14 protein-coding genes are annotated in these 14026 nt (G+C 67.4%); 8 read left to right on the plus strand and 6 right to left on the minus strand.

Annotated features, from left to right (window positions below):
* Window positions 1-30 precede the first annotated feature (30 nt).
* Complete coding sequence (locus tag ACQ3DC_RS11240; protein WP_321216333.1) at window positions 31-657, plus strand: FAD-dependent monooxygenase; 627 nt, start codon at window positions 31-33, stop codon at window positions 655-657.
* Window positions 658-685: 28 nt separating this feature from the next.
* On the opposite strand, the gene ACQ3DC_RS11245 is transcribed toward ACQ3DC_RS11240, so the two are convergent.
* Complete coding sequence (locus ACQ3DC_RS11245) at window positions 686-1324, minus strand: copper resistance protein CopC (protein ID WP_430752246.1); 639 nt, start codon at window positions 1322-1324, stop codon at window positions 686-688.
* Window positions 1325-1434: 110 nt separating this feature from the next.
* Between ACQ3DC_RS11245 and ACQ3DC_RS11250 the strand changes: the two genes are divergently transcribed.
* The gene (locus ACQ3DC_RS11250) at window positions 1435-2874 is read left to right on the plus strand and encodes an NCS2 family permease (protein WP_157239444.1); all 1440 of its coding nucleotides are present in this window, start codon (window positions 1435-1437) and stop codon (window positions 2872-2874) included.
* 49 nt (window positions 2875-2923) lie between these two features.
* Here the strand turns inward: ACQ3DC_RS11250 and ACQ3DC_RS11255 are convergent, their stop codons facing one another.
* Entirely contained in the window at window positions 2924-4228 is a 1305-nt protein-coding gene (locus ACQ3DC_RS11255) for a cation:proton antiporter (protein WP_430752247.1), read from the minus strand.
* Between the two features lie 179 nt (window positions 4229-4407).
* Between ACQ3DC_RS11255 and hutG the strand changes: the two genes are divergently transcribed.
* Window positions 4408-5382 (plus strand): formimidoylglutamase, encoded by a 975-nt coding sequence (gene hutG / locus ACQ3DC_RS11260; RefSeq protein WP_430752248.1) that lies wholly within the window; start codon window positions 4408-4410, stop codon window positions 5380-5382.
* Window positions 5383-5406: 24 nt separating this feature from the next.
* Here hutG and ACQ3DC_RS11265 read toward each other — a convergent pair whose 3' ends face one another.
* On the minus strand, window positions 5407-6075 hold the full coding sequence (locus ACQ3DC_RS11265; RefSeq protein WP_104996630.1) for a response regulator: 669 nt from the start codon (window positions 6073-6075) through the stop codon (window positions 5407-5409).
* Complete coding sequence (locus tag ACQ3DC_RS11270; protein WP_430752273.1) at window positions 6072-7649, minus strand: sensor histidine kinase; 1578 nt, start codon at window positions 7647-7649, stop codon at window positions 6072-6074. Before ACQ3DC_RS11270 ends, ACQ3DC_RS11265 begins: the two co-directional genes overlap by 4 nt.
* 349 nt (window positions 7650-7998) lie before the next feature.
* On the opposite strand from ACQ3DC_RS11270, the gene ACQ3DC_RS11275 reads away from it, so the two are divergent.
* The 5 genes from ACQ3DC_RS11275 (at window position 7999) to ACQ3DC_RS11295 (ending at window position 11885) form a co-directional block, all read left to right on the plus strand.
* Window positions 7999-9009, plus strand: coding sequence for a Bug family tripartite tricarboxylate transporter substrate binding protein (locus ACQ3DC_RS11275; protein WP_430752249.1), 1011 nt, complete (start codon window positions 7999-8001; stop codon window positions 9007-9009).
* A complete protein-coding gene (locus ACQ3DC_RS11280) occupies window positions 9006-9509 on the plus strand; it encodes a tripartite tricarboxylate transporter TctB family protein (protein ID WP_321215197.1) in 504 nt (167 codons plus the stop codon). The genes ACQ3DC_RS11275 and ACQ3DC_RS11280 overlap by 4 nt, the downstream gene beginning before the upstream one ends.
* Window positions 9509-11047, plus strand: coding sequence for a tripartite tricarboxylate transporter permease (locus tag ACQ3DC_RS11285; protein WP_157239452.1), 1539 nt, complete (start codon window positions 9509-9511; stop codon window positions 11045-11047). The genes ACQ3DC_RS11280 and ACQ3DC_RS11285 overlap by 1 nt, the downstream gene beginning before the upstream one ends.
* A gap of 48 nt (window positions 11048-11095) precedes the next feature.
* Window positions 11096-11488: a universal stress protein gene (locus ACQ3DC_RS11290; RefSeq protein ID WP_157239454.1), complete on the plus strand. Its 393-nt coding sequence runs from the start codon at window positions 11096-11098 to the stop codon at window positions 11486-11488.
* 136 nt (window positions 11489-11624) lie between these two features.
* Window positions 11625-11885 (plus strand): hypothetical protein, encoded by a 261-nt coding sequence (locus ACQ3DC_RS11295; protein WP_323057767.1) that lies wholly within the window; start codon window positions 11625-11627, stop codon window positions 11883-11885.
* A 96-nt stretch (window positions 11886-11981) separates the two neighbouring features.
* On the opposite strand, the gene ACQ3DC_RS11300 is transcribed toward ACQ3DC_RS11295, so the two are convergent.
* Together ACQ3DC_RS11300 and hutH are read right to left on the minus strand one after the other, a co-directional pair.
* On the minus strand, window positions 11982-12218 hold the full coding sequence (locus ACQ3DC_RS11300) for a hypothetical protein (protein ID WP_157239457.1): 237 nt from the start codon (window positions 12216-12218) through the stop codon (window positions 11982-11984).
* 162 nt (window positions 12219-12380) lie between these two features.
* Complete coding sequence (hutH, locus tag ACQ3DC_RS11305; protein WP_321215194.1) at window positions 12381-13973, minus strand: histidine ammonia-lyase; 1593 nt, start codon at window positions 13971-13973, stop codon at window positions 12381-12383.
* Window positions 13974-14026: the final 53 nt, after the last annotated feature.

A 14026-nucleotide genomic window follows, 5' to 3' on the forward strand; every position in this document is an offset into this window, starting at 1 on the left:
CTTCGAAGGAGGGAACCTGTAGTGTCAAGCATGCCTGGGAATGCCGGGACCGAGCAGACCACCACTGTGATCATTGGCACGGGCCTGTCCGGCCTTGCCGTGGCCGCCGAGCTGTGCCGCCGCGGGGTGGACTCGATAGTGGTGGACGGACTGGACATCCTTGGCGCCGCACAGCCGGCCAACACAGCTTCGCTTCAACGCTGCGACGCGGCGGACTCCGTCACCCTTCGTGAACGGAACGAGATCCTGCGGCACCTGCGCAATTACGCCGCCAGCCACGCCGTGGACGTGCGGCACACTACCCGCGCCGTCCAGTTGACCATGCTGGCCGGGACTGCGACGGGAACCGCCGCTCCGCGGTGGGAAGTCCACACCCCTTCGGGCATCCTGGTCGCGGACCATATTGTCCTGACCCGCTGCGCGCACAGCCAGTTGCGGCGCATGATCAACGATTTCGGGATCGCCGTGGGCCGCAACCTCACCGCTGCCATGCGGGCAATCGGCATTTATCTGGTGGGCGTGGGCGAGCTCATCACGCCGTCGCCCAAAGAGGTCCTGCGCCAGGCCAAGACCGTGGGCCAGGCGATTTCCGCCAAAGTGCATCCGGACCGCGTTGCCTTTCCGGGCACCGGGAGCTTCGCGGCCCTGCCCTGCTAGCGCCCGCCAAGGCCCCCGCCGGCGCCCGTCAGCCCTCCTCGTCCGTGCCCGCCGTGAGCCTGCGCCGGGCGAGGACGGCAAGGGTGGCCAGCAGCCCCGCCGCGACGGCGGCGAAAATGACGATGCTCCACTGGAACGGCTCCCCCGCGTCCGCCGGGTCCGCTGGTTCGGCGGTGGTTCCAGGCCGGGCGGTCCCCATGGCGGGGGCGTTGCCAACGGCCGGAGCGGAGGCAGGAACTGTACCGGCCGCCGTCGGACTTGCCGCCGGTGACGTGCCCGGCGCGGCGGAACCGGCCGTAAAAACAAACGTCCCCTCGATGGGGTGCGAGTCCGAACTGACCACGCGCCAGGCAACGGTGTACTGCCCGGCCGCGGCTCCCGCCCTGACCTTCCGGGACGCCACGTTGTCCACGATCTCCACGGGACCTTCTGCCCACTCGGCGCCGGCGGCGTCCTTGACGGAGATGGACGCGCCAATCCCAAGCGGGTTCTTGTTGAACGTGACCGAAACCTGTTCCGGAGGCGCGGTGACCGAGGCGCCCTGGGCGGGGCTGGTGGACTCGGCTGCATCATGCGCGGCGGCGGGACCGGCAACGCCCAGCACGGCGGCGGCGGAAACGAGGAATCCGAGCCCAAAGGTCAGGATTCGGCGGCGGACGGGACGCATGCTGGGGGGCTCCTTGTGTTGGCTTCCTTACAGACTAGGCGAAATTGCCTGCCGCCCGGCCGCCGCCCCCATAGGATTCAGGTATCCCCACAGACTCCCCCGGAGGACAAATGCTTAAGCAAGGCTCTGCCCTGGACCGGTACTTCATGGTCACCGAACGCGGTTCCAACCTTTCCCGCGAGATCCGCGGCGGCTTCGCCACATTCTTCGCGATGAGCTACATCGTGGTGCTGAACCCCCTGATCCTCTCCGGCCCGGACTCCAGCGGCACCACGTTGGGGTTCACCGCAGTCGCCGCCGTGACGGCCTTCGTGGCGGGCCTCCTCACCATCCTGATGGGCGCCTGGGCAAAGCACCCCTTCGCGCTGGCCACGGGCCTGGGCGTCAACGCCTTCGTCGCCGTCACCGTTGCCACCAATCCGGGACTGACCTGGCCGGACATGATGGGCCTGGTGGTCCTGTCCGGCGTGACCATGCTCATCCTGGTCCTCACCGGGTTCCGCACCGCCGTCTTCAAGGCAGTGCCGGACGGACTCAAGACGGCCATCGTGGTGGGCATCGGGCTGTTCATCGCGCTCATCGGGCTGGTCAATGCGGGCTTCGTCCGCCGCATCCCCGACGTGGCCGGCACCACCGTGCCCGTTGGACTTGGCTTCGACGGCAAGCTCCTGGGCTGGCCCACGGCAGTGTTCGTGTTCGGCCTGGTCCTGACCATCGCCCTGGTGGTCCGCAAGGTCAAGGGCGCCATCCTGATCGGCATTATCACCTCCACCGTCATCTCCGTGCTCCTGGAGATGACCCTGCACATCGGACCAAGCTTCGACGGCAAGACCTTCAACCCGCAGGGCTGGTCCCTGGTGGCGCCCAAATTCACGGGATGGGCCGCCCCGGACCTGTCCCTGATTGGCAAGGCGAACCCCTTGGGAGCCTTTGAGCACCTCGGCTTCGTGGCAGCCACGCTGCTGGCGTTCGTGATCCTGCTCAGCATCTTCTTCGACGCCATGGGAACCATGGTGGGCCTGGCCAACGAGGCAGGCACCGTGGATGAACACGGCAACATCCCCGACGTGGACCGCGTCCTCCAGGTGGACGCCCTCGGCGCCATCGTGGGCGGCGGCGCCTCGGTGTCCTCCAACCAGATCTACGTGGAAGCCGGCGCCGGCATTGGCGAAGGCGCGCGGACGGGCATTGCCTCGATCGTTACCGGACTCCTGTTCCTGGTGGCGATGTTCTTCACCCCCCTGATCAACCTGGTGCCCTTCGAGGCCGTGGCCCCGGCTCTGGTGGTGGTGGGCTTCATGATGGTGTCCCAGGTGGGGAAGATCGACTGGCAGGACTGGGGCATTGCGATCCCGGCGTTCCTGACCTTCACGCTGATGCCGTTCACCTACTCCATCGCCAACGGCCTGGGCGCCGGGTTTATCGCCTTCGTGCTGATCCGCACCGTGCAGGGACGCGTCAAGGAGATCCACCCGCTGATGTGGGCCGTGGCGGCTGCCTTCCTGCTGTTCTTCGCCGTCGGGCCCATCGAGGCCGCCCTGGGGATGTAGCGCGGCTGCCCGGACAGGAACCCACACCCCCGCACGGCGCTGCGCCGACCTACACGGGGGTGTTGGGGGCCAGCCCCTCATCACCGGACACTGCGCGGGCCTTCTTCTCGCGGAGCCTGTCCAGCCGGTTCATCAGCGGTGAAGTGGTGGCGCCGTGGACCACGATCGACAGCGCCACCACCAGCCCCACGAACGCCCAGAGCCACTCCGCCTGGTCAGCGAACTTTCCTTTGCCCAGCGCATAGGACAGGTAGTACAGCGAGCCGATCCCCCGGATCCCGAAGAAGGAGAGCGCAATCCGCTCCCGCGGGCCGGTCTTGCCGCCCAGCAGCCCCACCCAGCCCGCCAGGGGGCGGATCACCAGCAGGAATGCCAGTGCCACCAGCACCTCGGCCCAGCCGATCCCTTCCAGCAGCCCGCGGGCGATCGCACCGCCCAGCAGGACCAGGATCACCACCGTCAGGAGCCGCTCCAGTTGCTCCACGTAGGAGTGCAGCACCCGGTGGTAGCCGTGGGTATGCTCGGCGGCCCGGATGGTCACAGCGCAGACGAAGACCGCGATGAAGCCATAGCCCTCCACCATCTCCGTGGCACCGTAGGTCAGGAACGTGGCGGCGAGGGCCACGAAGCCTTCGGAATGGTTGGACAGCCGCAGGCTGTCTGCGCGGGCAGAAAAGAAAATCCGTGCCAGCAACTTTCCGGTCAGGAAGCCCAGCAGCAGTCCGACGGCCAGCCGCCACAGGACGTCCACGCCGAACCACTCCGGGAACCACGCCAACGGGGATGACCCAACGATGCTGATGGCGATTGCCAGGTAGACAAAGGGAAAGGCCAGCCCGTCGTTAAGTCCTGCTTCCGAGGTGAGGCCAAAGCGCACCTCGTCCTCTTTGTCGGTTCCGTCGTCGTGGTCCGCGGGCTCACCCACCTGCACTTCGGAGGCGAGGACGGGGTCCGTGGGTGCAAGGCTTGAGGCCACCAGCAGTGCTGCACCAAGGCCCAGGCCCAGGAACCACAGCCCCAGCAGCGTGAGCCCAATGATGCAAAGAGGCATAGCGATTCCCAGCAGCCGCCAGGTGGTGGCCCAGCGTTGGCGGCCCACCGGCCGGTCCAGCGCCAGTCCGGCGCCCATCAGCGAGATGATCACGCACACTTCCGAGAGATGAAGGGCAAAGTCGCCGTGCGCCAAGGGGTCCGGGTCGGGAAGGGTGGGGATCAGGGCGAAAGCAGCCATACCCGCTCCGAGGAAGACCATCGGCATGGAAAAGGGCATGTTGCGCAGCAGCTTGGGGAGCACTGCGGCCACGAACACTGCGACGCCGGCGGCGGCAAACAGGATGTTGGGGGCTTCAAACATAAAGCTGTTCTCCGGCCTGTTTTTTGCGCCCGTTCGGCGCAGGCAAGGTGGTTCGGTCCCCGGGGAGGGACTGATCCACAATAGCCCCTGCTGCCGGCAGGCGCTGATGATCTTCGATTCCAGACAGGTCGACGGCGGCGCTGCTGGTTTTCGCTGTCCAATTACGGTGAGCTTGGGATATGACCCCTCCGATACCTGCCGTTGATGTCCCGCCCCAGCCCTGGACGGGCAGGTTCGACGGCGACGACGCCAGCCACCGCCGCTGGTGGCAGGCGATGGTTCCCTACGACGGCGGGGCGGAGGCGGGTGCGGACGGCGAAGGCGCGGTCCACACGCCAAAACCAGCCGTCCTGCTTGGCTTCGCCAGCGATGAGGGCGTGCGCCGGAACAAGGGCCGCACCGGCGCGGCGGCCGCGCCGGCAGCCATCCGGCAGGCCCTGGGCCCCCTGGCGTTCCACCTCGACCGGACCGTGGCCGACGCGGGGGATGTTGTGGTGTCCGGCGGCGCCCTTGAAACCGGCCAGGACCGCGCCGGCAGGGCTGTCGCTGCTTTGCTCGACGCCGGGCAACTCCCCGCGGTGCTGGGCGGCGGCCATGAAACCGCGTATGCCAGTTACCTGGGGGTCAGCTCGTCCGCCGCGGTGCAGGGCGGCCAGCGGCTTGGCATCCTGAACCTGGACGCCCATTTCGACCTGCGGGACGAGCCCGCACCCAGCTCGGGGACGCCGTTCCTCCAAATGGCCCGCGCGGAAGCCGCCGCCGGGCGCGACTTCCGCTACGCCGTCGTCGGAATTTCCGAACCCAACAACACGCGCGCCCTCTTCGATACTGCCCGGGAGCTGGGCGTCCAGTACCTGCCGGACGAGGACTGCGGGGCAGAGCGCGTCCGGGACTTCGTGGCGGGGTTCCTGGCCGGCATCGACGTGCTGTACCTGACCATCGACCTTGACGTGCTGCCGGCCGCGGTGGCGCCGGGCGTGAGTGCACCCGCAGCGTTCGGCGTGCCGCTGCCCGTAATCAACGCAGTGTGCCGGCAGGTGGCGGGGTCGGGGAAGCTGCTGCACCTCGACATCGCCGAGCTGAACCCGGAATTTGATATCGATGGCAGGACCGCCCGGGTTGCCGCGCGGCTGCTGGACACCCTGCTGCGCTGAACCGGGCGCATCCCCGGGGCCGGGCTACCTGCCTTTCAGGACGTAACGCCGCTCCGGACGGCCCACGCCGTACTTGAGCCTGACCTCCAGCGTCCCCTCGTCGTGCAGGTATTCCAGGTAGCGGCGGGCGCTGACCCGGGAGGTTCCCAGCTGCTCCGCGACCTCGGCCGCGGAAAGGTCACCTTCGGCGGCGTTGAGGGTGGCCTCCACGAGCTTGAGCGTTTCGATGCTGCAGCCCTTGGGAAGCGGCCGCTCCGTGCGGTCCAGGCCGAAGACACGGTTGACGTCCGACTGCTCGGCCACATCCTTGGCCGAGTCCAGGCCATGATAGGCGCTCCGGTAGTGCTCCAGCCGCTCCTGGAGGTCCGACTGGGAAAACGGCTTGATGAGGTAGTGCACAATGCCCCCGCGGAGGGCCTTGCGGACGGTCTCCACTTCCCGGGCGGCGCTGATCACCAGCACGTCGAGCTCGGGGGCCACCTCGCGCAGCCGGTGCATGAGCTCCAGCCCGTTGATGTCCGGCAGGTGGATGTCCAGCAGCACCAGGTCGGGCTGCAGCCGTTCCGTTTCGAGCACTGCCCGTGCACCGGTGTGGGCCACGCCCACCACGGCGAAGCCCGGCGTCCGCTGGATGAAGCCGGCGTGGACCTTCGCCACCATAAAGTCGTCATCGACGATCAGCACGTTGATCATGGCTTCACTGCCCCTTTCCTCAGCCGTGCGGTGAAGACTGCTCCGTTGTCGTTGGCCACCGTGAGGTCCCCGCCGGAGCGCCGGCAGACCACTCTCGAGAGGGCCAGCCCGAATCCGCGGCCCTCGGCCGGGCCTGCCTCCTTGGTGGAAAACCCCTGGCGGAAGATGTCCTCCACGGCCTCGCCCGGAACGCCCGGTCCGGTGTCCCGCACCGTGACGGTGACGTGGTCCTTGCCGTCCTCCACCAGCACCCTGACGGCGGCCTCCGGAAGTCCCGTCACGGCGTCAAACGCGTTGTCCACCAGGTTCCCCACCACCGTGGTGAGGTCGCGGGACAGTTCGTCGCTGACCGGGCCCAGCGCGGACGCCGGGTCAAGCTGCAGCGCCACGCCGCGTTCCGTGGCGAGGCTGGACTTGGCAATCAGCAGTGCGGCGAGCGCAGGGTCCTGGATCCGGCTGGTCACTTCGTCGTTCAGCCTGGTCCGGTCCACTGTGGCGCCGTTGACGAACTGCACCACGGAATCGTATTCGCCGATCTGGATCAGGCCGGAGATGACGTGCAGCTGGTTGGCAAACTCGTGGGCCTGGGCGCGCAGCGTGTCCGTGGCGGTCCGGGTGGCACCGAGCTCACGTTCGAGGGAGGACAGCTCCGTCCGGTCCCGGAGGGTAGTGACCGAGCCGATGTCCCGGCCGCGGGACCGGATGGGAACGCGGTTGAGCACCACCAGCCGCTCCCCCACCAGGACCAGCTGGTCCGGGTCCGGCTGCTCACGGGTCAGGACCACCTTGAGCGCCGGGTCCACGGGAAGGGATCCGAGCTTCCTGCCCACGCAGTCCGGCGGCAGCCCAAGGAGTTCCCGCGCACTGTCGTTCGCTACCGTGATGCGCTCATTGGGGTCCAGCGCCACCACGCCTTCCTTCAGGCCGTGCAGCATCGCCTCCCGGTTTTCCACCAGCCCGGTGATCTCGCTGGGCTCCATGCCGAGGGTCTGCCGCTTGACCCGGCGGGAGAGCAGCAGGGACCCCGCCACCCCCAGGACGCTGGCAACGCCGAGGTACGTCAGGAGGTTGGGTACGGCGTCGCCCAGCCGTTCAAGGGTGGACGGATAGTTGCGGCCGATGGCGGCAATCCCGATCATCTTTCCAGCATCATCGAGGACCGGAACGTGCGCGGACAGGATGGCGTTGCCGCCTTGGTCCACCACACCGGTCCAGGCGCGCCCTTCCATGACCCTGCTGGCGCCCAGTTCCAGCGGCTCCCCCAGCAGGCTCGGATCCGACGCCGCAACCACCGTGCGGTCCAGCTTCGCGAGCGTGACATGGGACGAGCCCGAGACGGTGCGAACCGACTCGGCTACAGCGGGAAGCGCTGAACCGACACGCGGCTCGGCGTCCGGCAGCAGCGCCCGCACCGCAGGATTGTTGCCGAGCGCTTCCGCGGCCGAGAGGGCCCTGCGGCCTTCAGTCCGTTCAAAGGCGGCAGCGGACTGGGCAAGCGAGATGGCCACCACCGCCACCAGCACGGCCAGGACAATCAGCAACTGCAGCACAAGGTACTGCCCGGCGAGGGACATTCCTCTTCGTCGAGTCACTGCGGGGGTTTCCTTTTGTTTCTTGATGCCTGTTCCTGGTGCCGTGCGTGTTCCCGGCGCCGTGCCTGTTCCTGGCGCGCGGGCCGGCCCTGCGGCAGTAACGGGAACTATATCCCACCGGCGCCCTGGCTTCGGCGGGAGGCGCCGGCGGGGGCCTTGTACGGCGCCGAGGTGGTTGTCCGGTGGGGCGCCGGAAACGTGAACGCAATGAACTTAACTTTCTCTGCGTACACAAGAGTGAGGTCCGTCACGCCGGGCCCTAGCATCGGAAGCACAGATCAGGTCCGCTGATCATCCTGTAGAGAATTGCATTACTGAGAAGAGGAACACCATGCGCCAGATCCGCGCATTGCGAGTCGCCGCCGTCGCTGCCGGCATCGCCCTGATGGCCACCGGCTGCGGTGCCACCGGCAAGAGCTCCACCGGTTCGGAAAGCTCCGGCGCTGCTGCCGGGCCCATCACCGGACTGCAGATCATGGTCCCCAACACCCCGGGCGGCGGCTACGACACTACTGCACGCGCCGCAGCCAAGGTCCTCGAGGACGAGAAGATCACCAGCAACACCGAGGTCTTCAACCTCGCCGGCGCCGGCGGCACCGTGGGCCTTGCCCGCGTTGTCAACGAAAAGGGCAACGGCGACCTCGCCATGCTCATGGGCCTTGGCGTGGTGGGAGCAAGCTACACCAACAAGTCCGAGTCCAAGCTGACCGAAACCACCCCGCTTGCACGGCTCATCGAAGAGCCCGGCGCCATCATGGTCAGCAAGGATTCCCCGTACAAGACCATCGACGACCTGGTGAAGGCCTGGAAGGCTGACCCGGGCTCCATCTCCGTAGGCGGCGGCTCCTCACCGGGCGGCCCGGACCACCTGCTGCCCATGCAGCTTGCAGGCGCCGTGGGCATTGACGCCACCAAGGTGAACTTCGTTTCCTACGACGGCGGCGGGGACCTCCTGCCCGCCATCCTGGGCAACAAGCTTGGCTTTGCAGCCTCCGGCGCCGGCGAATACCTGCAGCAGATCCAGTCCGGTGAAGTCCGGGTCCTGGCCACCAGCGGCGAAAAGCGGCTCGAGGGCGTCGACGCCCCGACGCTGAAGGAATCAGGCATCGACCTGGTGTTCACCAACTGGCGCGGCATCGTGGCCCCTCCGGGCATCAGCGACAAGGACAAGGCATCCCTGATCGCCGCCCTTGAGAAGATGCACGCGACCGAGGGCTGGAAGGAAGCGCTGAAGACCCACAGCTGGACGGACGCCTTCATCACCGGCGAAAAGTTCGAAACGTTCCTTACCGAGCAGGACAAGCGGGTGGCGGACGTCCTCACCAAGCTTGGGTTGGCGTGACCTCGCTGACCACAGGCCTTAAGGGCCGCGCCGAGCTGGGAGTTTCCCTCCTGCTCGGCGCGGCCGGCGTCCTTGTCTTCCTGGACGCCAACGGCCTGGTGACCCCGTACTCCCAGTCGGACCCCGTGGGTCCCAAAACAGTTCCGTACATCGTGGCCGGCTTGCTGGTGGCATGCGCTGTCCTGCTGGCCATCAACGTGATGCGGGGCGGCCAGGGCGAGGCGGAAGGCGGCGAGGATGTTGACCTCACCCACCCCGCCGACTGGAAAACCATCCTGCCCCTGGCAGGAGCCTTCATCCTGAACATCCTGCTCATCGACTGGGCCGGCTGGGTCATCTCCGGCACCGTCCTGTTCTGGGGCAGCGTTTTGGCACTGGGCAGCCGGCACTACATCCGCGACGGGCTCATCTCCGTAGCCCTGTCCCTGCTGACCTTCTACGGCTTCTACCTCGGCCTCGGCATCGCCCTGCCCGCCGGACTCCTGGAAGGAATCCTCTGATGGACGTCTGGTCCTCACTGATGGACGGTTTCGCCACCGCCCTCACCCCCATGAATTTCCTCTACGCCGTGATCGGCGTGATCCTGGGCACCGCCGTCGGCGTCCTCCCCGGGCTCGGCCCGGCCATGACCGTGGCCCTGCTCCTGCCCGTCACCTACGCCCTTGAGCCCACCAGCGCCTTCATCATGTTCGCCGGCATCTACTACGGCGGCATGTACGGCGGTTCCACCACGTCGATCCTCCTCAACACCCCCGGCGAATCGTCCTCCGTGGTCACCGCTATCGAGGGCAACAAGATGGCCAAGGCGGGCCGGGCGGCGCAGGCGCTTGCGACGGCGGCAATCGGCTCGTTCGTCGCCGGCACCATCGGCACGGCGCTGCTGGCCGTCTGCGCACCGATCGTGGTCAAGTTCGCCGTGAGCCTGGGTGCGCCCAGCTACTTCGCCATCATGGTTTTGGCCCTGCTGGCCGTCACTGCGGTCCTGGGTTCGTCCCGGCTCCGCGGCTTCGCCTCGCTGGCACTTGGCCTGGCCATCGGCCTGGTGGGCATGGACTCGGTCACCGGCCAGCGCCGCCTGACCTTCGGCCAGCCGCTGCTCGCGGACGGCCTGGACATCGTGGTGGTGGCCGTGGCCATCTTTGCCGTGGGCGAAGCCCTGTGGGTTGCCGCCCACCTCCGCCGCACTCCGCTGCATGTGATCCCGGTGGGCCGGCCCTGGATGGGCAAGAAGGACTGGAGCCGTTCCTGGAAGCCGTGGCTGCGCGGGACCGCCTTCGGCTTCCCGTTCGGCGCCCTCCCCGCCGGCGGCGCCGAGATTCCCACTTTCCTTTCCTACGTCACCGAGAAGCGCCTCACCAAGCACCCGGAAGAGTTCGGCAAGGGCGCCATCGAGGGCGTCGCCGGGCCGGAAGCAGCCAACAACGCTGCCGCCGCCGGCACCCTGACGCCCATGCTGGCCCTGGGCCTGCCCACCAACGCCACGGCCGCCGTCATGCTCGCAGCCTTCACCTCGTACGGCATCCAGCCGGGTCCGCAGCTGTTTTCCAGCCAGGGACCGCTGGTGTGGGCGCTGATCGCAAGCCTCTTCATCGGCAACCTGCTGCTCCTGCTGATCAACCTGCCGCTGGCACCCCTGTGGGCCAAGCTCCTGCAGCTCCCCCGGCCGTACCTGTACGCGGGCATCCTCTTTTTTGCCACGCTGGGCGCCTACTCGGTGAACCTGCAGGCGTTCGACCTGGTGATCCTGCTGGTGCTCGGCGCCCTCGGGTTCATGATGCGCCGGTTCGGGCTGCCGGTGCTGCCGCTCATCCTCGGCGTGATCCTGGGGCCGCGCATCGAAGGCCAGCTCCGCAAGACCCTGCAGCTCAGCGCAGGTGACCCGGCAGGGCTCTTCAGCGAGCCGATCGCCGTCGTTATTTACGTCATTGTGGGGCTGATCCTGCTCTGGCCGCTGCTCTACAAACTGGTGCGGCGGAACCGCCCGGCGGGCCGTTCACTGGTTCCCGCCAATTCCGGCGCAGCAGACACCAGCGACTAGTCCCCGCCGGCACCCTAACCCCGCATCCTGCAAACACAAGGAGATACCATGACGATCGTGGTGGGATACGTCCCAACCCCCGAGGGTGAAGCTGCCCTGACCCAGGCCATTGCCGAAGCCCGAAAGGGCAACACCACGCTGCTGGTCATCAACTCGTCCAAAGGCGACGCGCTGGTGGACAACCGGTATGCCCAGGAGCCGGAGATCCAAAGCATCGAGGACCGCCTGGCCATCCAGGGCATCCAGCACGTGATCAAGCAGCCGGTCCGCGGCCACGACGCCGCGGCCGAAGTCCTGGACGCCGCGGAGGAACACAATGCCGAACTGATCGTGATCGGACTGCGCCGGCGGACACCGGTGGGCAAGCTCATCATGGGCAGCGTGTCGCAGCGGATCCTGCTGGAGGCCGACTGCCCGGTCCTGGCGGTGAAGGCCGGTTAACGCTGCCGCGGTGATGCGTTCCCAGCGGTGAAAACGGGGGCAAGCGGGGCAGCCAAAGAGCAGTCATCTGACATTTTGCGGGAGCAGCCGGTAGAATGGCAGGGCCCTTAGGCATGAAACACAGAAAGTACTCCCAATGACTACAGCCACCCTGGAACGCGTCCCCGCCGTTTCCTCCCGCGCCGACGCCTCGGCAGCCAGGTCCATCGACCTGGAGTTTTCCAACGCGCGCGAAGTCCACGCCGGCCTGGAAGAGGCCGTGTCCGAGCTGATCGAGGTCGCCGCGCAGGAAGCCTCCTGCGGCATCCTGGTCACCCGGCTGCATCCGGGCCGCTACACCGTAGCCCTGGACGAATCGGTACCGTTCGGCGAAACCTACGAGGCCATCGCCGCCTGACCGGCAATCCTGCCGGGGCATGCCCCGGACAAAAAGAAATCCCCGCCCTGCGCAAGCAGTAGGCGGGGATTTCTGTTGTTGTGCTTCCTGGGGCTGCTAGCCGCGGCGCACCTGCACGCCGTCGGATTTGAGGAAGAGCTGCTTCTCCGACGGACCGGCCGGCACCAGCCACAGAACGTTTCCGCTCTGGGACACCTCCTCCACCTCCCCGGCGGCAACCACGTGCGCATGCTTGATGATCTCCACGTGGTCCCCGGCCTTGAGGGTCCTCCAGTCGGAAACAGCGGCGGAATGGGCGTTTCGCCTTGATAAGACTGCCCCACGAGCTTTCATTTGAACTTCTACCCCTTTGTATACGTTCTGCGCCACAGCCTCTTTGATGTGACTTTCACTACATCTTCAGTTCTACTACACTCGGCGCCCCGCGGTGGAACGTGTCGGATGAAATTCCACCAAGTGGACGCCGAGTGCGCACGCCCTGAAGATTCTTCGGATTCAGGCGAGGATGCCGACGGCGGATTCGGCCGCCCTGCGCACCTCGCCCGAGGCCACCAGCCTGTCGGCAGCCTCGAGCTCGGGTGACAGGAAGCGGTCCGTCCCCGGCCCGTCCACCACGCCGCGCAAAGCGGAGACGACGGCGGCGCCCGCCGGCCCCGGCGTCAGGACCCCACCGGAGAGCCGGCTGCGGATGTCCAGGGCGCGTGCCGACGTCACCAGCTCGATGGCGAGGACCCGGCGCAGGTTCTCCACCGCCTTCCGCAGCTTGCGTGCGGCGTGCCAGCCCATCGAGACGTGGTCTTCCTGCATGGCGGAACTGGGGATGGAGTCCACGGAGGCGGGAACAGCAAGCCGCTTGTTGTCCGAGACCAGGCCGGCCTGGGTGTACTGGGCAATCATCAGCCCTGAGTCCACGCCGGGGTCGGCCGCAAGGAAGGCCGGCAGGCCGTGGGAGCGGGCCGGATCCAGCATCCTGTCCGTCCGGCGTTCCGCGATGGAGCTCAGGTCCGCGACGGCGATGGCCAGGAAGTCCAACACGTAGGCCACCGGCGCACCATGGAAGTTGCCGTTGGAGCTGACCGTTCCGTCAGGCAGCACCACAGGGTTGTCGATGGCGGCCGCCAGTTCGCGGGACGCCACCAGGGCCGCGTGGTCCACTGTGTCCCTCACGGCGCCGGCAACCTGCGGGGCGCAGCGGAGCGAGTAGGCGTCCTGGACCCTGTTGTCGCCAACCTTGTGGGAAGCGACGATGGGGGAACCGGACAGGACACGCAGCATGTTGTCGGCGCTGGCGGCCTGCCCCGGATGCGGACGAAGCGCTGCGTGCAGCTCCGGCAGGAACACCTGGTCGGTGCCCAGCAATGCCTCGACGCTCATCGCCGCGGTGATGTCCGCCGTCGTCAGCAGCTGGCGAAGGTCCGCGATGGCCATGAGGAGCATGCCCAGCATGCCTTCGGTGCCGTTGACCAGGGCCAGGCCTTCCTTTTCCGCGAGGGTGACCGGTTCGATGCCGTGTTCTGCAAGCAGTACCGCGACAGGCTGTTCGCCGCGGCCGCCGTACGTCACGCCGTCGGGTCCTTCCGCCTCGCCCTCGCCCATGAGCACCAGGGCGCAGTGGGACAGCGGTGCGAGGTCGCCCGAGCAGCCGAGCGAGCCGAACTCGCGGACCAGCGGCGTGATGCCGGCGTTGAGCACGTCCACCATGGTCTGCAGGACCACGGGTCGGACGCCGGTGCGGCCGGACGCCAGGGTCTTGGCTCGCAGGAACATGATGCCGCGCACCACTTCGCGCTCCACTGCCGGTCCCATGCCGGCTGCGTGGCTGCGGATCAGGCTCTTCTGCAGCTGGGTGCGCAGCTCATTCGGGATGTGCCGGTTGGCCAGGGCACCAAAGCCGGTGGAAATTCCGTAGGCCGGGACGTCGCTGGCTGCGAGCTCGTCGATGTGGGCGCGGACTTTTGCCACCGTGTCCAGGGCTTCCGGGGAGATGGTCACCTTCGCGTTGTGGCGCGCGACGGCGAGCACGTCCTCGGGCGTAACGCCGCTGGACCCGAGGGTAACGGTCAGCGGTTCGTGGGTTATTGCGGTCATGGTTCCTACTTCTTGGGGTGATCGATTGCTCCGTACCTGTCGTATTGCGGGCT

The sequence above is a fragment of the Paenarthrobacter sp. NEAU-H11 genome (genome assembly GCF_050573415.1).
Lineage (GTDB): Bacteria > Actinomycetota > Actinomycetes > Actinomycetales > Micrococcaceae > Arthrobacter.